Annotated in this window: 12 protein-coding genes and 2 tRNA genes; 3 read left to right on the top strand and 11 right to left on the bottom strand. The window is 47.8% G+C overall.

The features are described from left to right. Window positions 1-1,217 precede the first annotated feature (1,217 nt). The 3 genes from HMPREF0670_RS08970 to HMPREF0670_RS08960 all read left to right on the top strand — a co-directional run bounded on the left by HMPREF0670_RS08970 (window position 1,218) and on the right by HMPREF0670_RS08960 (window position 6,666). Entirely contained in the window at window positions 1,218-4,388 is a 3,171-nt protein-coding gene (locus HMPREF0670_RS08970; protein WP_009230840.1) for a hypothetical protein, read from the top strand. A gap of 174 nt (window positions 4,389-4,562) precedes the next feature. After that, window positions 4,563-5,354 (top strand): acid phosphatase, encoded by a 792-nt coding sequence (locus HMPREF0670_RS08965; RefSeq protein WP_009230839.1) that lies wholly within the window; start codon window positions 4,563-4,565, stop codon window positions 5,352-5,354. 154 nt (window positions 5,355-5,508) lie between these two features. Further along, the gene (locus tag HMPREF0670_RS08960; protein ID WP_009230838.1) at window positions 5,509-6,666 is read left to right on the top strand and encodes an OprO/OprP family phosphate-selective porin; all 1,158 of its coding nucleotides are present in this window, start codon (window positions 5,509-5,511) and stop codon (window positions 6,664-6,666) included. A gap of 668 nt (window positions 6,667-7,334) precedes the next feature. On the opposite strand, the gene HMPREF0670_RS08955 is transcribed toward HMPREF0670_RS08960, so the two are convergent. From HMPREF0670_RS08955 to HMPREF0670_RS08900, 11 genes are all read right to left on the bottom strand, one after another. After that, window positions 7,335-7,862, bottom strand: a complete 528-nt coding sequence (locus HMPREF0670_RS08955; RefSeq protein ID WP_009230837.1) for a methylated-DNA--[protein]-cysteine S-methyltransferase — start codon at window positions 7,860-7,862, stop codon at window positions 7,335-7,337. Window positions 7,863-8,195: 333 nt separating this feature from the next. Then, window positions 8,196-10,271, bottom strand: a complete 2,076-nt coding sequence (locus HMPREF0670_RS08950; RefSeq protein WP_009230836.1) for a GDSL-type esterase/lipase family protein — start codon at window positions 10,269-10,271, stop codon at window positions 8,196-8,198. A 470-nt stretch (window positions 10,272-10,741) separates the two neighbouring features. After that, window positions 10,742-12,100 carry a dipeptidase gene (locus tag HMPREF0670_RS08945; protein ID WP_009230835.1) on the bottom strand — a complete coding sequence of 453 codons (1,359 nt, stop codon included), beginning with the start codon at window positions 12,098-12,100 and terminating at the stop codon, window positions 10,742-10,744. Between the two features lie 520 nt (window positions 12,101-12,620). Next, window positions 12,621-13,145, bottom strand: coding sequence for a flagellar biosynthesis protein FliQ (locus tag HMPREF0670_RS08935; protein WP_009230833.1), 525 nt, complete (start codon window positions 13,143-13,145; stop codon window positions 12,621-12,623). 219 nt (window positions 13,146-13,364) lie between these two features. After that, complete coding sequence (locus tag HMPREF0670_RS08930) at window positions 13,365-14,156, bottom strand: alpha-1,2-fucosyltransferase (protein ID WP_009230832.1); 792 nt, start codon at window positions 14,154-14,156, stop codon at window positions 13,365-13,367. A gap of 17 nt (window positions 14,157-14,173) precedes the next feature. Next, on the bottom strand, window positions 14,174-15,721 hold the full coding sequence (locus tag HMPREF0670_RS08925) for a YifB family Mg chelatase-like AAA ATPase (RefSeq protein WP_009230831.1): 1,548 nt from the start codon (window positions 15,719-15,721) through the stop codon (window positions 14,174-14,176). 13 nt (window positions 15,722-15,734) lie between these two features. After that, window positions 15,735-16,820 carry a DUF4369 domain-containing protein gene (locus HMPREF0670_RS08920; protein ID WP_009230830.1) on the bottom strand — a complete coding sequence of 362 codons (1,086 nt, stop codon included), beginning with the start codon at window positions 16,818-16,820 and terminating at the stop codon, window positions 15,735-15,737. Window positions 16,821-16,882: 62 nt separating this feature from the next. Continuing rightward, window positions 16,883-18,559, bottom strand: a complete 1,677-nt coding sequence (locus HMPREF0670_RS08915) for a tetratricopeptide repeat protein (RefSeq protein WP_009230829.1) — start codon at window positions 18,557-18,559, stop codon at window positions 16,883-16,885. A gap of 24 nt (window positions 18,560-18,583) precedes the next feature. Continuing rightward, window positions 18,584-18,669: transfer RNA gene (locus tag HMPREF0670_RS08910), tRNA-Leu, on the bottom strand. Window positions 18,670-18,698: 29 nt separating this feature from the next. After that, a tRNA-Gly gene (locus HMPREF0670_RS08905) sits at window positions 18,699-18,771 on the bottom strand. Window positions 18,772-19,314: 543 nt separating this feature from the next. Next, window positions 19,315-20,379 carry a Fic family protein gene (locus HMPREF0670_RS08900; RefSeq protein WP_044078082.1) on the bottom strand — a complete coding sequence of 355 codons (1,065 nt, stop codon included), beginning with the start codon at window positions 20,377-20,379 and terminating at the stop codon, window positions 19,315-19,317. Between the last annotated feature and the right edge of the window lie 71 nt (window positions 20,380-20,450).

Genomic DNA, 20,450 nt, shown 5'->3' with positions numbered 1-20,450 from the left:
TTCACAAACTTACCACCTCACAAACTCATTAACTCAAAAAACTTACAACCCCACAAACTCATTAACTCAAAAACTTACCACCTCACAAACTCATTAACTCAAAAACTCACAAACTCAAAAACTCACAAACTTATAAACCCGCAAACTTAAAAATATTTTACAAAACATATATTGTTCGCCACCCCCTTCTAGCGAAAATAAAGCCCTAAAAGTAGGTAATTAGCCGATATTTTCAGCCGAATGCCTTTCGCTTTTAGTCCATTTTTAAGAAAACCACCTGCATTTTGCACCATTTTACCTTTCTAGTTTGGTTGCCAACTCATATTTCTTCAACCCCAATTACCCACTTTTTGCCCCTAAAAACCCACTTTTTGATGGATGTTTTGCCCTTTCGGGCCATGTATTTCATGGTTCGATAAGGTTTTGTTTATACCATTTCAGTGGATGTTTATGCTTTTCGGTTTGCGTTTAGCAGCGTTTTGGCTTGCGTTTAGCACCAAAACGCACTGCATTTAGCGGCAAAACGCACTGCATTTAGCGGCAAAACACACTGCATTTAGCGGCAAAACACACTGCGTTTAGCGGCATATTGCACTGCATTTAGCAGCAAAACGCAGTGTATTTAGCGGCAAATAGCCCTATAACTGGTGCAAATGGCGAGGTTTTGAAATAAATATTCATTTTGCCGCATTCACAAACTAACCCCTTTTAGCATCAAAACTAACCCTCGCGAGAATCGATTATTTGCTCGCAGGTAGGCGATTGGTGAAGAAAATGGCACTCATAATGTTAAAATCTGTACTAAAAAGAAGACATTCTTATTGGTAAGCGTTTGGGGTAGTAAGCTGGTTGGGGTAGTTTATCTAGATTTTTTAGGCTTTCTAGTTGTTCTAGGTTTTCTAGTTGTTCTAGGGTTTCTTGTTATTCTAGGGTTTCTAGGTATTCTAGGGTTTCTAGGTATTCTAGGGTTTCTAGTTGTTCTAGGTTTCCTAGTTATTCTAGGCTTTCTAGTTGTTCTAGACTTTCTAGTTGTTCTAGGCTTTCTAGTTATTCTAGGGTTTCTAGGTTTTCTAGGCTTTCTAGTTGTTCTAGTTATTCTAGATTTCCCAGCTATTCTAGTTATCCTAGCTAAACTAGGCATGCTTTGCATCATTCTTTTTAGGTTTGCAACCATATTCAGGCAAATTAGTTATCTTTGCAAAACAAAGTAGATACTAATGACAACAAGGCCTAAGAGAAAGATAAAGACTAGCACTTGCGCCCTTTGGGTTTGCCTAACACTATTGTTTACCTTAGCAAGCTGTAAGGAGACAACCACTTCAAGGTCGTTATCGGAGAAAGAATTCCACTACGACGACCGATTGTCTACGTTGTCTGTCGATAAAGATGGCTATTGGATTGGCGGCGAAACGGGCATAATATGGAATGTAAAAGGACAAGAGAGAAAGCGTTTTTACACCGGACTAGACCGTATTTATGACATTGAACGCAACCCGCGCAATGCAAACCAAATATGGGTTGCAACACGCAATGCGGGTTTACAACTATGGAACATTGCAGCAGACACGCTTATACATCAGGCCACGTTTAAGATTCCAAGCAAAGGAAACCGCTATTCGCCCTACGATATCGAGATAAGCGGCGACAAGCTATTTGTTGCCACATCGCAAGGGCTGTTTGCCCTGTCGCTCAATGAGCAACAGCAAGAACTTACCCCCCTTTATCCTTTTAATGAGAACCATACGCATCGGTATTTAGAACCCTTCTTGGTAAACAACATCAGCAGCGTTGGCAACAAATGGCTTTTTGCAGCAACACAAGCAGGAGTGATAAGCATAGACCTTGCATTGAACAAGACAACCATGCGCAACAAGGGGCAAAACGTACGTAATGTGGCCGTTTACGACGGCAAGCTACATGTGCTGGCAGATAACCGTCTAAGCATAGAAAACTTTAACGGAACAGACCGCAAGACCTATGCCCTACCCCAACCCGTTCTGTCTTTCTATAAAGCCGGCTCAACCTACTACTTCATCACTTCATCAAGCATTCTGCTTTCCGACAACCTTAAACGCTTTGTTAACATCCCATTAAGAAGTAACATCCCCGACAATGCACACCAAATAGCCATTGCCGACGATGGCAACAGTTTCTCTATATTGCTAACAAAGAATGCGGTGTGGCGCATTCCGCATCATCTTGGTTTCTTTAATGCCAACCCGCCAGTGGTAGCAGCGTGCGCATGGGGCAACGACTTTTTCTTTGTTAATAACCAACATGAACTGTTCCGCCAGAAAGCAGACGAACAAACGGCCACAAAGATTTACGATTTTGAGAACGAAGAGTTGCCGAAAGAGATGTACGCCAATGGCGAAGACATTTATTATTATAATGCAAACAACCAACTTTTCAGGCTGAACCTTGGCAGTCATTACATCATCAATCAACTTTTTAAGCGGCCTCAGCTACTAGCCCAGCCCACAACACGCATCACCGCAATGGCACTTCTGCCCCACCAAGGCAAGATATTGATTGGCGTGCAAGACGACCTTTTATCCATTGATGCAAGAGATGGTAAGATTGATACCATAAAAGCGATGAACAACAGGTATGTAACTGCTTTTCATCAGGTGGAAAACAGCGAGGACATTTACATCGCTACACTCAATCATGGCGTGTTTGTGGGGCAGGGCAATCAGGTAAAGAGCGTTGTAGGAACCGAGGATAAGGTGTTTATAGGCAGTCTGCTGGCATACGGCAAGCGGTCTTCGCACCTGCTGTTGCTCACCAATCACCACCTACAAATTCTGGGTTCAGACTCGATAAGGGCCGAAGGATGCGGCCGCATGTTCTGCATCAACGACAGCATTGTTTACACCATACCAGAAACGGGTATACACAAGTACATCATAAAAGGCGGAAGATTGGAGGATTGCGGTAGCTTTTTTGCAGACATACACTTCAATGCACGGGCCGGTTTCATCCATGGCAACACCTTATATATAGGGTCTAACCTCGGCGTGGCGCAGATAACTCCTGGTAAGGAAGAAACAGCCCAATGGATAACCTTCGACAACAAGGTGCCCAGCCTACAACTTATTGCCGTGATTATCTTCACCATCGTCTGCATAGTGGCCATTATCTTTTTCAGTTATCGTAGACATAAGGTATTAACGTTTCGCCAATTGCAGATGAACAAAGACGACCTGCACCAGCGTTTGACTACATTGGGCACCTTAAAGGATAGGCTTACGGAGACAGAACGCAACACCATCGACAGCATAACCAACGAGATTGACGAGATGAACATCAGTTCGCAAAGTGTGCGTGCCAGCAATGAGCAGTTCGCCAAGCTGTCGGTACGCATCGCCAAACTAAATCGCGACATGGCGCTGCAAATGGTGAGCTATCTGAATGGGCAGATTTCGCGTATCCAGCAGTTCGATGTTTACGAACGTTATTCTATGATACACGATTCGGAAGAGGCGCGCAGCACGGACAATCTTGAAATTATCATCGAGCAATGCCGAAGGAATGAAGTGTGGCTAAACCACATACAAGAACTTAAAGAACGACTGAACAAGTTTCATCGCTCCACACAAGACACGCTTGTGATTAAGGGATTGAACGATGGAATGAAAGAACAGCTGCACCATATCCTTAACGAATCCAAACAACGACCCGTTGCAGAAGTATATACAGACTTCATTGCCGTGAAGAACCAGTATGAAAACATCTTCACGCCAGATGGACTAAGGCTTATCAGCGGCTACATTTCAAGTCGTATCAGGCAGTTACAACAGCAGAAAGGCTATGAAATGATGACCAAGGCGTTAGCAGACGAGTTGCTATCAATAGAAAAAGACATCGCCAACCGCGACCGCATAGTGCTGCTACGCGTGCTGCAAACAATAGATAAGCGCATAGCACAAGTAAAACATCTAAAAACTTTGCAGCAATTGATGCAAGAATATGCCGCTGTTCACGACCGTGTTGTGCAAGAGAACGAAGAAAGGAGAATGAAGAAGTTTAACGCTGAACTCTTCGCCGACATTGAATCGGCAACCCGAAACATAACAACCCAAATCGCAAACACATCTAACCAGTTCTTTAAGAATTTTGCTTATACCGACAAAGACATTTGCAAGGAAACTTTACACTTTACAACAGCCAACAATCAGCAAGTGCGCGTGCTGATATTGCTATTGGCCATGCCCCGCGTAAAGCGCACACTGCTACCAGGGATGTTAGGAATTTACGGTAACCTAAATCCTGTTGTCAGTCGCCTTTACCATAGTAAGATTGGCAACAACAATGCCATTCTGGCCGAATATTGCAGCGTTAATCCAACTAGTGTGGTGAATTACATCCTGAAATTGACAGAATAAGAGTGTTTATTGATAATCAATAGGTTACAAATAGTTGCATCCGTTTATTTTATGTAAAAAACAAGATGCAACTATTTTGTAACCAACAATCGCCATACCTTTGCAGCAACAATATTACTATTGGCATTGATTTAAACATTTTATCATTTTCATAATTTAAAAACTCTACCCAAAATGACAAAGAAAACATTAGTAGTAGGCTTGCTGGCAATGTTCTCAGTAACCACTTTCGCACAAACAGCTGCAAAAAAGATTAAGGACGTACGTACACAACCTGACCTATACTATCTGCAAGACGGACAACAGGCAAGTTCACTCGGACTTCTTCCACCTCCTCCACAGGCTGGTAGCATTATGTTCCTAAACGATCAGGCACAATATCAGTGGGGAAAGATGCAACGCAACACGCCTCGTGGCGACCAAGCTGTGGCAGATGCACGTGTAGGTGGCGACGGTGTGCCTAACGCTTTCTCAGAGGCTTTCGGCATTAAGATTAGCAAAGAGACCACTCCTGAGATTTACAAGCTGGTGGTAAACATGCGCGAAGATGCAGGCGACTTGGCTACACGCAGTGCCAAAGACCATTACATGCGTGTTCGTCCCTTTGCTTTCTATAAGGAAATGACTTGCAACCCTGAGCAACAAGAAGAGCTTTCTACCAATGGTTCTTATCCATCGGGCCATACAGCTATCGGTTGGGCAACGGCATTGGTGCTTTCTGAAATCAACGTCGACCGCCAAAATGAAATCCTTGAACGCGGTTATCAGATGGGTCAAAGTCGTGTTATCTGCGGTTACCACTGGCAAAGCGATGTGGATGCAGCCCGTGTTATCAGTGCAGCTGTTGTGGCACGTCTGCACGCAGAACCCGCATTCCAAGAGCAATTGGCAAAGGCCAAGAAAGAGTTTGCCAAGCTAAAGAAAGAAGGCAAAGTAGCGAAGAGCACTTTTAAGGCTCCAAACTAAACCTCACAAACCATCAGGCGTCATAAGGGTTAAGCCACTAGGCTTGCTTTCTTAACAGCTAAGCTTTCGGCTTAACTCCTTATGCCCACCTCTAACATTTCTAGTTTCAACATAGAAACCCAACTTATAGAAACATAGATACATCAACATCTCTATGAAACGAATTATATTTATAGCAGCCTGTGGCTTGATAACTTGTGCAGGAGTCTTTGCTCAAGAAGAAGAGCCAAAGTTGGTTGTAAAGCCAACAGGCCGCATCCTGATGGATGGTGGCGTGATGCACTCGACAGATAAAACGCTCGATGCACAACTTAATGATGGCGTTGCTGTTCCTGACGTGCGTGTTGGCGTAAGTGCAACGTACGGCAAATGGAAGGCAAAGGTAGACGTTGGCTTTGCACGTCAAAGCCTTTCGCTTAAAGACATCTGTCTGGATTATAACTTTAACAAAGAAAACCTGATTCGCATGGGCTACTTTGTACATCAGTTTGGTTTGCAGAGCGGCACCTCATCAAGCTTTAAAATCACAATGGAAGAGCCTTTGGCTAACCAAGCGTTCTTTAATAGCCGTCTGATTGGTGCGATGTTTGTTCATGCAGGCGAGAAGTATCACGCCACAGCATCTGTATTTGCAGAGAACGACGCCATGAAGATGACGGCCGACAAGCTTGGTAACGAGGCATGGGGTGCAATGACACGACTGGTTTGGCGTCCAACAACAGAGCACGGCAAGATATTTCACGTTGGTGTAAGTGGTGCTTACGAGTCGCCACGATACAACAAGAATGCAGCCATCAGCCATAAATCGTACACGTTGAAAGCCCCATTCCCAACCCGTATTGTTAATGTAGCTGCACAAGAGGCCACCATTACCGACGCAACAGCACTGTGGAAGGTGTCTCCGGAAATGAACCTTGCCTTTGGTAACTTCGGCGTTGAGGCACAATACTTCTATGTAAACATCAAGCGCGAAAACGCTATGCCAAACTACAACGCATGGGGTGCCTATGGTAATGTGCGCTATCTGCTCAATGGTCAGGGATATGATTACAACAAGGCTGATGCTGGTATTGCTACTCCCGACCCAGGTTCGATGGAGCTTGTTGCAGGTTACAACTATTCAACCTTGACAGATAAGAGTGCCGACATCTATGGTGGTAAGGTTCACGACTGGTCGTTGACCTTCAACTATTACCTCAACAAGTATATGATTTGGCGTGTGCGTGGTTCTATGACCCGTGCAACCGATAACGCAGCATTCAACAACAACACGTTCTCTATTCTCGAAACGCGTTTGCAGATAAAGTTCTAACACGCTTAGGCATTCATCATTGTGGCGCGAGTTAGATATAAGCACCATGCAAGACGTCTGCTTTTATCGTGAAACAGAATTGAATTTGGAATACAATTTCCGTCTGTCGGTAAGATAAACAACCGACAACTACCTTTACAAAACAACATTCCACGGCCAATCTACTGCGAAGTAGTTGGTAAATTTGCAGGCAGGGTTGGGCGCATTTTGCACCCAACCCTGCCTTGCACGTGCCCATACCCCATCTACCTCATAGCGGTTGGGGTATGTTTCAGTTTACCAGTTGACAAGTTCTTATACCTGGGTTTGACACAAACTCTGTCCCATATCTGACATAAGAACATAAGGAACATAAAGCGAATCAATGGGATTTTTTGGATTAGATAACCAACATGTTAATAGCCGCAGGCATCTTTTCATCTTTAGGAGTTAAAGGAGTTAAGGAGTTAAGGAGTTAAGCCAAATGTATAAGCGGCGTTAGGCTAATAGAACAAGTCAGACAAGTCAGACTTGTCGGACCTGTCCGAAAGCTAGACGGAACTAGAAATCTAAGAACCGACAGACAACTTTAAAGGGCGTTAGCCATCTTTTTCACCCTTTCACCTTTAAAAGGGCGTTAGCCATCTTTTCACCCTTTCACCCTTTCACCTTTTCACTCTTTCACCCTTTCACCTTTTCACTCTTTCACCTTTCATACTCCCTTCCAATCCCAACAAAAATATCTTCTTATCCAAGCCACCTGCATAACCCGTTAGTGTGCCATCTGCCCCAATTACGCGGTGACAAGGAATGATGATGCTGATGGGATTGCGCCCAACGGCTTGCCCCACGGCCTGTGCCGACATGCGTCCAGAGGCGTTATGCGCTGCTAGATACGCAGCCAATGCACCATAAGTGGTGGTTGAACCATAGGGAATGGTGAGCAAACGCTGCCAAACGGATTGCTGAAAAGGCGTGCCTTGCGGACGAACGGGCGGTGGCGCGCCTGGAACGTGGCCTTCAAAATAACGCGAAAGCCATGCGCGGGCTGCAACAAATACGGGTAGTTGGGGTGCCTCTTGTAGTGTAACGCCCTTGGGATGCTTGACTTTCTCGCCCTCAAAAAGTACACATGTAAGTGCCTCTCCATCGCTTTCGAGATGGAGTGTGCCTAAGGGAGAAGGGAGTTTGAGGAAGAAGGAACGCGTATTAGGCACAGCCTGCTTGCCACAACTAATAACCGGACTCACCGACAAGCCTTCTTCAAGAGAAAAAGTCGCAGCCCCTAGCCCCTCTCCACGGGGAGAGGGGAGTGATATGTCTTGCGATTTATGGGATTTATTGTTTTTTTTCATTGTGGTTTGATGAAGAACAGATTATTCTAAACTACTGCCAACCTCGCCTTATAAGTTGTCAGCCAAGAAGAGAGGAACGTGAAATATTTGGCTATACCATTGTATCTTATATTTGTTGGCTTAGAAACCGCAAGACACATTACTCCTCTCTCCCCCTTGGAGAGGGGCTGGGGTTGAGGCTGTTTTGTGTCTTTTTTATTTCACTTCCACCCTAAACGTAGACGCTGGAAGGGCATCGCCATTCACTAGATTGGCTCTTGTGAAAGGTTGCCAGCCATAGCGAACGAAGGCGGGATGTGGCACTTGCGGACACGTTAGCCTTACTTCGCGGTCTTTGATGGTGGCTTCGGCAGGATAGAACACCTCGTCGTAACCCGCCACTTCGAACGTGCGAAGGGCCTTACCATCGGCCGTTTTCAGTCCATCGGCCCAATTAAAGCACACTCGCACCTCGCCATTCGCCTGTTTGGTGGCACTTTGCACGCTTGGTCCGCAGGGCGTTAGCCGCTTGAAATCGTACTGATGATAAAGGGCAAGCCGTGCTAACCGATTGCCGACAGGCTGTTTTTGGCGCGGATGAACATCGAGCGAATCGCCCACATCGCTGCTCACGGCCATGTAAACGTATGGTAGGGTGTTGGCCATCAGCCGCTGACTGTTGCGGAACCACGGCCAAGAAGGGCGGTTGATGCTAGATAATTGCACCATGTAAACAGGCAATTGGAGGTTATCCCAGTTGGTTCGCCACGAGCTTAACAAAAGTGGGAACAGACGTTCGTGTATCTCCATGTTCTCGGCATTCGACTCGCCTTGATACCAAATAACACCATTGATGGGGAATTTGGCAAGCGGACGGATGGCCGCATCGTAAAGATAGGTGGGCTGATAAGGGTGCATCTGCAACTTATCCGTGGTGTGCGCGATGTTCTTTCGCATGCGCTGCACCACCCACGGCATAACCATTACGTTGTCTTTAAAGCGGTCGTTCAGCAGTTCGGGATAGTTATCTTCAAGCGTTTGGCGGTCTATCCAAGCCTCAGTAGGACTTCCGCCCACAGCGTTGACAATGATACCGACTGGCACCCCCAGACATTCGCGCAATACCCTAGCGAAATAATAGGCCACGGCCGACACCTCGCCCATGTTTTTAGACGTGGCTTGCTGCCAGCCTTTGCTGCGCATATACTGCAAGTTGTTGGTGGAGTCGAGTGCCGATTGCGGCCATTCTGTGTCGTCGGTTTCCCATCTTGGCAAGAAGTTTAGCACGCGCAGGTTGGGGTCGTCGACAATTGTGAGTGCCTCTTTACCAAGTTCGTCGTTGGCTAAGGGGAACGCCATGTTGCTCTGTCCGGAGCAAAGCCACACCTCGCCCGCAACGATATTCTTAAAGCGGAGCGTTCGTTGCTGGCTCGTTATGGTGAGGGTATAGGGCTTTCCCATGCGGGGTGCAGCGAAAACAATACGCCACGTGCCATCGTTTTGCACCACGGTGCTGCGCTTTTCGCCATTAAACGTGGCTACAACGCGTTGCCCAGCGTTGGCCGTTCCGTAGACATCGAAGTCGCGGTTGCGCCTAACCACCATGTTATCAGAAAAGACAAGGGGCATTTGCAGTCCGCCATAGTCGCCCGTTAGTGCCTCGTACACCACGCGCGCAAGTACTCCTGCCCCTGCTTTGTTGGGGTGCAGCCCATCGGGAAACATCTGTGGGAAGGGCAACAGCGGCTTATAGAAGTCGATAAGGCGTGCACCTGTGGCCTTTGCCACACGTTCGATGGCGGTTTGTATCAGCTTATGCCAATCGCGCGTACCTGCCAAAAAGCGGTGATGGCGATGCGATATGGGGCTCATCTTGGCGATGTAGAAGGCGGCCTTGGGGTTGGCGACCTTGAACGAATGGATGAGTGCGATGTAATCTTGGGTAAAATCGTCGCGGAAGAACGGCCAGTTGCGCGGGTCGGTGTCGTTGATGCCGAGGTGTATCACCACGATGTCGGGCTTAAAGGCCAAGGCGTTCTTGTACGTCTCTTGCTCGATGTAGGGGCGATGACCGCGCGAAAGTAGCGTTGCGCCCGAGTGTCCGAAGTTGCGCACATCGTAAGCTTTGCCCAACTTCTGTTGTAATTGGGCGGGATAAGAATCGGTTGCGGGGTTGGGAAGGCCGTAACCGTAAGTGATGCTGTTGCCTACGCAGGCCACGCGAATGGGTTCGGCGGCGAAGGCTGCTAAGGCAAGGGCGAATAATAAAAGGGTGACGAGGGGTCTTCGCATCGTTGGTTGGTAAATGGGGAAAAAGAAAAGGGAGTGAGATGAACTCACTCCCAACCCCTCTCCAAGGGGGAGAGGGGAGTGAATCGCATGATGGGGATGTGGAGTTTAGCAGTAAGTTGAGGTTGATAAGCCGACAAGTTAAGAAGTTGACAAGCTAACAAGATGACAAGTTAACAAGCTGACGAGGTGATGAGGTGACGAGGCGACAAGTCAACAAGATAGTTAGCCACGCTGTAACTAGGCAAACGGCTTAACTCCTTAACTCCTTAACTCCTTTAACTCCTCAAAAGTTAGCCACTCTGCAACTAGGCAAACGGCTTAACTCCTTAACTCCTTAACTCCTTTAACTCCTCAAAAGTTAGCCACTCTGCAACTAGGCAAACGGCTTAACTCCTTAACTACTTAACTCCTTTAACTCCTCAAAACTCACTCCTTACTACTTACTACTCTACTCCATTACAACTTACTCCTTAGAACTTATCATACTCCAAGTGGAAGTTAACAACAGCCTCGATACCCTTACGGAACATACTTAGCGGCATGTTCTCATTGGGCGAGTGGATGGCGTTAGACTCTAAGCCAAAGCCCATGAGGATGGTTTTAACACCCAGAATTTGCTCGAAAGTAGAGATGATTGGAATACTTCCACCCAAACGAGCAGCCAAAGGACGCTTGCCAAACACCATTTCTACACCACGCTCGGCGGCTTTGTAGGCAGGCATATCAATGGGGCATACATAACCCTGACCGCCATGTAGGAACTTGATGTCTACCTTAACCGACTTGGGTGCAACGCGTTTGAAGTAGTCGATTACCAGTTGGGCAATTTCTTTATAGTCTTGGTGTGGCACCAATCGGCACGAAAGCTTGGCGTAGGCCTTAGAGGCGATAACCGTTTTAGCACCATCGCCCGTATATCCGCCCCAAATACCGCACACGTCGAACGAAGGACGGAAGCCCGTACGCTCAAGCGTTGAGTAGCCTTTCTCGCCAAACAGTTCGTCAACTTCGATGGATTTCTTATAGCCTTCGAGGTCTAGCGGTATGCTTGCAAGCATTTTTCGTTCATCGTCGCTGGCCTCTTCCACTTTGTCGTAGAAACCAGGGAAGAGTATTCGGCCGTCTTCGTTGGTTGCATCGGCGATGAGTTTGCACAACACGTTGATGGGATTGGCGATGGCTCCACCATAATGTCCAGAGTGAACATCGCGGTTTGGACCAGTCACTTCTATCTGCCAGTAGGCAATACCACGAAGTCCGGTGGTAAGCGTAGGTATGTCTTCGGCAATCATACTGGTGTCCGAAACCAGTATCACGTCGCATTTCAGCAGCTCTTTATGTTTCTCAATGAACGCACCAAGACTGGGCGAGCCCACTTCTTCTTCGCCTTCGAGGATGAATTTGATGTTATGTTTCAGCAGGTTGTTCTTCACAACATACTCGAATGCCTTGGCTTGGATGAACGATTGGCCCTTGTCGTCGTCGGCTCCGCGTGCCCAAATGCGTCCGTCGCGCACCTCAGCCTCGAATGGTTCGCTTTTCCAAAGTTCGAAAGGTTCTGCGGGCATCACGTCGTAGTGACCGTAGATGAGCACCGTTTTGGCATTGGGATCTACTATTTTTTCGCCGTAAACCATCGGGGTTCCATCCGAAGGCATCACCTCGGCACGGTCTACTCCGGCCATCAACAGCAACTCTTTCCACCTTTCGGCGCAACGTTGCATGTCGGGTTTGTGCGCTTGTTGCGCGCTAACACTGGGTATGCGGATAAGGCTGAAAAGCTCATCGAGCATACGTTCTTCGTTCTCTTGAATATACTTCTTAATCATCTTATTAGTTATTTAGGGATAATTTTGCCTAGGTTGCGGTTCGTTCTGCAAGCAGTTTTTTTGGGGTTGGCGTAGGTACACAATGGCTTGTTGCAGCAGTATCACAGTTTTTAAGCCTTGCATCGCCTGCTCGCCATGCTTTTGTTTCGAACACGGGGTGTGGTTTTTGGGCGGTTATGCCCCTTCGTTTTCGCATTGCCTTTCCAGCCATTCCTTGCGAAAACAAGTGTTGTTTTTGTGCTTGTTTTCTTTCGCATACAATGCTTTGTTTGCACCATTTGCGCGCAAAAAGAAAGGGAAAGGGGCAAAACAACAGACTTTTCGGTTTGCAAAAAGTAAGTTGTAAGCCCTACCTTAAACCCACAATGCCCCAAAGATACGCCTTTTCTTTGTGTTTTGTGCTATTTATATATTTATTAACAAAAGGGCATGAGTATTGGCCCATTCCTCTGAAACGGCGAGAAACAACAAATGAAGGGCAACCTCAAGGGGTTGTATGTGGTTGAACAAGGCTGTGGTTCTAGGCATTTTTTCGTGTTTGTAGTTCAGCGAGTTCGCCTTCTTGTTCCGTGGGTAGTGGCTTTGAAACCGTAGACCGGACATTCAATACAGCCCATACAATGCCCAAGAAAGCCGAACCACCCGTTGCGATGAGCATCGTTAAATTCTCGACTCCATTATTGTATAAGAGAAATCCCGTGCTTCCTAAACAAACTACCACCGCAATGATAGCGCAGGCGATTGACGCCTGGAATTTCTTTTCTCGCACAACAGGGGCTACGCCAACCATCGCCACAACGAACACGCAATACTTCATGGCCATGAATAGGCTGTTAATGACTATGGCTACACCGCCATTAGGGTCGAAGTTTGAAAGCATTTTGTTGAACACGAACCCGTAGGCAAGCTGCACAAGAAGTATAGCAAGCAGTCCTATCGGCAACATGAAGACCCATCTGAGGGCGGGGTGTAGCTTGCTTACTAGTTGTAATTCGTAGCTGTCGTCAATTTCCAGCTTACTCTTCTTTTTCTTTTTAGTATCCATTTTCGGTATTTTATTATTGGTTAAACATCATTTTGCATTGGTTTTCGGTACTCGAAAGAACCTTTTTGCGCATGGTTCTGCGGCGTAGGATACCTTATTATATAAGGTCGGTGCTACCCAGAAGTGAGTTGTTCTGCGTGGTCGAGAATCTGAATTTGTTACGCATAGGCTGTTGTTCCCTACCAGCAATGAAGCATCATGCGCTAACTAACAATCCCTTTACAACGCCATCCAATGCGCTGGAAAGATGTCTGGCACGTTCCATGTGGGCTCGGCAAACCATTGTTTGGGGTAGATGGCGATGGCCGACGAACCTTTTGAGAGGTAGGCACCCCAAAAACTGAACGTGGAATTGGCGATGATGTGCCCCTTGCAGAGCGACATAAGATAGAGATCGGCGTGGTCGGGTTGCGCCTGAGCATGCTCAACGAACACGCAATTGGGCAAATTGAGGTTCTCTTTGGCCCACTCCATGTCGTCGGAGAAGACGAAGAAACGCGATTCAGGATGGCGTTCGCGCACGGCAACAGCGGCCGAGAGGTAATAGTGAACCGAGCAAACGCCGAAGTTACTCTTGTTGGCTAGCAGCAGATAGTCGCCACGGCGCACATGAACGCTTACGGCAAAGGGCGTTGTTTGTATCTCTTCGGCATAGTCGAGCTGCTCAAACGGGCGGAAATTCAGTATCTCGGCCGCATTGGTAATGTACTGTTTGTGCTGCGAATAGTCGTCGATTAGTACGGCTCGTGGGTCTTCTTCGCGATAAAGACGCTTAAAAAGATGTAGCCTGCGCAACGTTTTCAGCACCATTACCAGCAGTTTTACGCGCAACGGCTCGTTGGGCAACGTTATGTGGAAGGCTTTATCGAGCCACACACCACCGTGTTGTTTGGTTCGGCGACGGTCGTAGTGCAGGTAAACGCCACGGTTGTCGTGCCTATGCAGGCTGCGATAGCGGCAATATTCAAAGAGTTGGTTGCCCAACCCACCTTTAATACATACTATTTTCATCGTTAGCGGCAGATGTTTTAGTTTCCTCGTTCGGCCCAATCGCCCCTATCGAGATTTCTATAACTAATGGCCTCGGCCAAATGTTGCGACTTAACGGTTTCGCTTTGTTCGAGATCGGCAATGGTTCGCGCCACTTTTAAGATGCGGTTGTAGGCTCGTGCCGACAGGCTTAGGCGTTCCATAGCCGTTCGCAGCAACTCAATGCCTTCTGCATCTGGCTCGGCAAATTGGTGAATCATGCGCTCGGTCATCTGCGCGTTGCTGTAAATGCCCTTTACTTCCTTAAAACGCTGCTCTTGCATGTGCCGTGCACGGATAACGCGTTCGCGTATTACGGAACTCGACTCGCCTTGAACGGCCTGCGAAATGTCCTTAAACGGAACGGGCGTTATTTCTACTTGAATGTCAATTCGGTCGAGTAACGGACCGCTTATCTTGTTCATGTAGCGTTGTATCTGACCTGGCATGCACACGCAATGGTGCGTTGGGTCGCCATAATAGCCGCACGGACAAGGGTTCATCGAGGCAACGAACATGAAAGAGCAGGGATATTCGATGGTATATTTGGCGCGTGAGATGGTTATCTTGCGGTCTTCTAGTGGCTGTCGCAGCACTTCGAGGGTGGTTTTATTGAACTCTGGCAACTCGTCGGCAAACAAAACGCCATTGTGTGCCAAAGATATTTCGCCCGGTTGGGGCGTTGCGCCACCGCCAACAAGGGCTACTTCGGAGATGGTATGGTGCGGCGCACGGAACGGACGCTGCGAGATAAGCGACATTCCCTTGCCCAATTTGCCTGCAATGCTGTGTATCTGCGTGGTTTCTAGGCTCTCGCCTAACGACAACGGCGGCAAGATAGAGGGCAGACGCTTGGCCATCATCGACTTACCTGAACCAGGCGGCCCCACCATAATCAGGTTGTGCGAACCAGCCGCGGCCACTTCCATAGCGCGTTTAACGTTCTCTTGACCGCGAACATCAGCAAAATCGAGGTCGAAACGGTATTGTTGTTCGTAAAATTCCTTGCGTGTGTCGATGACGGTAGGCTCGAATTGTGCTTTCCCCGAAAGGAAATTCACCACATCAACGATGTTTTCCATGCCATAAACATCGAGGTTGTTCACCACAGCTGCCTCGCGAACGTTGGCTTTTGGAACTAAAAGTCCCTTAAACTTCTCGGCTCTGGCCCTAATGGCAATGGGTAATGCGCCTTTGATGGGCTGCAAAGTGCCGTCCAAACTCAGTTCGCCCACCATCATAAAGTCGCCTAAATTGTCGGTTGGCAGCTGACTATCGGCGGCCAAAATGGCGATGGCCAAGGGCAAGTCAAAGCTACTGCCTTCCTTGCGGAGGTCGGCAGGTGCCATGTTTACGGTGATGTCTGCCCGCGGGAAACGCATGTTGTTGTATTGAATGGCCGACGAGATGCGGTCGCGCCCTTCGCGTACGGCCTCGTCACCAAGGCCAGTGAAGTGGTACAACATGCCCTTCACGAGGTTCACCTCCACGGTAACGGTGGTTACGTTCAGTCCGTTTACCGCTGCACAGTAGGTTTTGACAAGCATAGGTGAATGTTTTTCAGAGCAATTTGTCAAGTCGTTCTTTCAATTGGTTGGCATCAAGGTCTTTGGCTACTATCTTTCCGTTCTTCAACAGGATGTTGAACGGCACGCTATAAACCCCTAATTTCTTGGCAACGTTGCCTTCAAACATCGCACCGTCGCAGATGTTGGGCCACGAAATGCTGTCGCGTTCCAAGATGTCTTTGCACTCTCGTTGAATGGGATCGATGCAAAGGCCCACCACTTTCAGCTTACCTTTGGAGCTACGCACCTTTTGATTGAGCATACGTTGCAACTCCATGCTCTGCATGTTGGTGGTACTCCACACGCTGAACACGGCCACGGGTGCCTTATTGCATAGTTGCTCGCTAACCTTTTCGCCTTTTGTCGAACGGGCTTGGAAAGGCGGTAGCGATGCACCCACACTGGTTTTGGCAAGAACAGAGATAAGCGACTGCATGCGGTTAAGTTCTCCATTCTTGGGCTGTTCGGCCAAAAGCAACTTCAACAAGCGAGCCGCCTCCTTATAATTGGGCGTTGGTGTGGTGATGAAATAACGTCTTACAAGATATGCGGCAACCGGGGATGCGGGATTATCGGCCGCAAAAAGAGCCGCTGTCTTAGCAGCCTGCGGTGGCGAAACGTTCGCTATGGCCTCGCGAAACTGGTTCATCAGTTTGTTGTCTTTCGTTCCTTTTACGGTTAGTTCCTTCAAGTGCGAGGCATCGCCCTCCATCTTTACGCTCTTTCCGGGCTGTGCAAAGATAGGTTGTTCAGAGAAATTGGGGAACACCATGACCAGCGTTCCTTCGCGTTCGCAAGGAATTTCGTAGACGAAACGGCCCGCTTCCAGCTTAATCGTGTCTATTCCGTCTATCAGTCCATTGGTGCTATACACATAAAACTCGCCGCGATTGATTTTAAGGAAATGGCCTTCCACCTCAAAGCGGTTGCCTTCCACCCCACAACCAGTGAGTAACAGTGCGAGTACAGCCGCGGCAAGCATGGCCTTAGCTGGCTTAAAAGGCGAAGGGTTAACAACCTGCCAAACCATTTTCGCAAACTCTATCAGCGTTGTACACTTAAATGAAGTTGTCGTCATAGTGGTTTATGCAAATTGTTAACCCTTTACTCATCGTTCCCCGCATGGGGCGATGTGCATGATTACTTATTCAGTTTAGCAAACTCAAGGTCTACGGCGGCGCGTTGAGCCAGACGAGCATCCTTAGCGGTTGCCGCTTGCAGAGCAGTTGTAGCAGCTGCATTGTCACCTTGGCGTGCATAAGCTACGGCCATGAGATAGTCGGTAACGGCATCGGGGTGCTTAACGTTCTTCAAAGTGGCGAGTGCACCTTCATAGTTCTTGTTCATCAGTTTGGCAAGAGCCGCCATGTTGCTCTCATAGCTGCTCAGGGTAGTCTCAGCAAGCGAGTAATTGCCCTTAGCGATGTTGAGTGCGCCCACAGCCTTGTTGATGTCGTTAGCTTGTTGAGCCTTAGCGATGAGTGTTTCGGCCTCAGAGATATTGCCCTCGTAAAGCGCAACCATACCCAAGTTGGCGTTAGCTTCTGCTGCATCGGGTGCAGTGGCCAGTGCCTTTTGGAAGTAGGTGCGAGCCTCAGCCAGGTTTCCAGCCTGCATAGCCAGCACGCCTAGGTTGTTGTAAGCGCGGTAGTCTTGGTCGTACAGTTCGGTTGCCTTCTTATAGATGTTGTTCTTTTCGGCGGGGTTGTCTGTAAGGGTTGCACTATAAAGGATCTCTTCCGAGCTGAGTTGCGTTGGGTCGGCGGCAAATTGTTCTTTAATTTGCTCGTCGCTGCGGCCAACAACCTCGTAATTGATGGTTAGGCGTGCGCGGCGCAGTTCGGGCAGGATGCCGGTAGCCAGTTCGCGGAAACCTTCGCTCATGTTACGGATTTGGCGTTCGCGCTCTTCGGGATCCTTGTACATAGAGAGTACGCGCAAGATAACGTCCTTATCTTGGAGGTTGGAAGCTTGCACCAACTCTTGGAAACCATCCCAGTCTTGTGCCGTGTAACGAGCCTCAACAGCAGTCTGCATCTTGTTCTGTTTGAGTTGTCCCTTAACGTAGCCTTCACCAGTGGTCTGGCGTTTTGCAGCCAGCTTATCATTGATAACGAAACCACCTTCGGGCGATGCGTAAGCGTTAACTTCCACGTTGCGCAAGTTAAGTTTTTCGCGGTCGGCGTTGATTTTCTTCAACATCTTGACGAATTCGGTTACCGAATTGTTCTTCAACTCGGTTTTGCGCAAGTTAGCCTGGTTGATGAGGAACTTGATGTTAGCCTCTTGTTTCTGCGCCTTGATGCGTTGGAAACTGTCGGGTGCGATGCAAAGTCCATCGTTGGCCATAGCCTCGCGGTAGAGTTGCGATGTGGCCACCACGCCGTAAGAAACCTTCACGGCAGGCAAATCCACCTTTTTCTTTCCCATTCTAGCATCGAAAGTGAGGTAGAGGTCGCTCTTAATCATGTCTGGCACATAATTAAAGTCGGTTTTCATGGAGTAGCGTCCGCCCAATTTGTAGGGCACTTGCTGTCCGTTTGCCGTGGCTTTTTCGCCTTGGAAGGTAGCGCCTTCGCCGGTTGCCACTTGACCACCCGCGTACCGCAGTTCGGGGATGATCTTCACTACAGCTTTCTTCTTCATGTACTTGGCAGGGAAGTTGGCATCAATAGTAGCAGATACCAAACCGCCATTTGCTTCCAACGGAGTCGGTGTGACTTGGAAGTTGTCGGCAGAGAGTGGCCCAAGCTTTGAGCACGACGTCATTGCCAACGAAGAAAGCACTGATAACGTAAGGATTAGATTCTTATTCATAATAGATAAAGTGTTTAGAAGGTGTGCCGCGAGCGGGACTCGAACCCGCACAGCCATTACTGGCCAAGGGATTTTAAGTCCCTCGTGTCTACCAATTCCACCATTGCGGCATTCTATTTAGGCGGCCGTTTGGGGTTTGAGCGGAAAACGAGACTCGAACTCGCGACCCCAACCTTGGCAAGGTTGTGCTCTACCAACTGAGCTATTCCCGCATGATGATGGGTGCAAAGTTAGGCTTTTAGGTTGTAACAACCAAAGGATTTTACACAATTTAATACAATAGTGCTTTCTGCCATTCGTCACAAAACTCCTAAACAGAACATTTATTCGCGGCCGCCTCATTTCTGTTTTCTTTTACAACCGCCTATCGAGTGGGCATTGTGAGATAAAACTCCATTTATTAATTAAGGTGAAGGAATGGTGCGGCATTAGAAAAAACGACGAATTGTTAGGCAAAACACAATTCTCTTTGTTTAACATAAAGGAGGAAAGGATTGTAAAGGTGAAAGGATGGCTGCGCCCTTTAAAGGTGAAAGGGTGAAAAGGTGAAAGGGTGAAAAGATGGCTGCGCACCAGTCTTGTTAACCCGTTAACTTGTCAACTCGCCAACTGACTAAGGTGAAAAAGTGAAAAGGTGAAAAGATGGCTGCGCCCTTTAAAGGTGAAGAGGTGAAAAATGGCTCCAACCACCAGCCTTGTCAACTTGTCAATTCGTCAACTTGAAAAGGCGGAAAAGGTCGCAATTCTATTGCAAACTACACAGATGATGAAACAAACACTTGCCAGTCGCCATCCTTCTCTCTGCGTTCGATATAGCCCTTTCGTGTCATTTGTGCCAGCTGTTTCTTTACTGCCGCCGTTACAATGCCAGCTTTCTTCGACAATTGTTCTATCGTTATGTCGGGTGTTTGTTGCATTGCCGTTAGCATCGTACTGCTAGACGCACTGCGGAAAGTTATTTTTTGGCCATCGTACCACCATACGTTAGCCGACTGTTCTGTTGCAAAGCCGATGTTGTATTGCAACTCTTCTGCTACCATCGCCTTGAAATATTTAAGAAAACGCCTAATTTGTGCCAGACTGGCATGTGCACCTGCTGATGGTGAAGAACCTACGTCAACATCCGCATCGTGTAAGGCGTCGAGGTATTCGTTCTTGTTGCGATTGCGAACCACCACCATCGGCCAGCCGTGCCGTGCAAGGATATAGTTTACCAACAGTCGGGCAATACGCCCGTTACCATCTTCGAAAGGGTGAATGCGAATATAACGATAATGAAAAAGAGCCGCCAGTTCTACGGGCGACATTACCCCTTTGGCCTCCATAGCATTATACCAGTCCACCAAATCTGCCATTAATGCTGGGGTTTCTTCGGGCGAGGCATAATCGAAACGTTCGCCATAACGTGTAATTACGCTATTGGGGCGTGTTTTATATCTGCCTGCGTGAATGGTAAAGCTTGTTTGGCTGCCGTCGGGCAATTGGCGATGCGTGGTATAATCTTCTCGTAGTAGCACATGATGAAGTTGCCGAATGAAATTCTGTGTTAAAGCGGTGCGCGCTTTCATTTCATCTTCTAGCATCTTTACGCTTGCCAAACTGGCTTTCATGTCCACAAAGTCTTTCAGCTTGCCTTCGCCGCTTACCTTTCCAAACAGCAACAAAAGCTCTGTTTGGCCGTACGTAAGCGTATTGCCTTCTATGTGGTTGCTGTTGTAATTATACTCCACAGTAAACCGTTGGCTAAGCAAAAACTGCTTGCGCTCGTTAAGCGGTTGAAGCGCTTTCCACTTGTCATACAATGCTTGCAACTTATCCATAACGCTAAAAAAATATATGTTCAAAGGTGGCCATTGGCTACTTTTAAAGGTTGTTTCTGGTTGACAAGTTA

The organism is Prevotella sp. oral taxon 317 str. F0108, assembly GCF_000162415.1.
Classification (GTDB): domain Bacteria; phylum Bacteroidota; class Bacteroidia; order Bacteroidales; family Bacteroidaceae; genus Prevotella; species Prevotella conceptionensis.
Note: the sequence above shows the minus strand (reverse complement) of the source record. Positions and strands in the feature narration are given on the sequence as shown.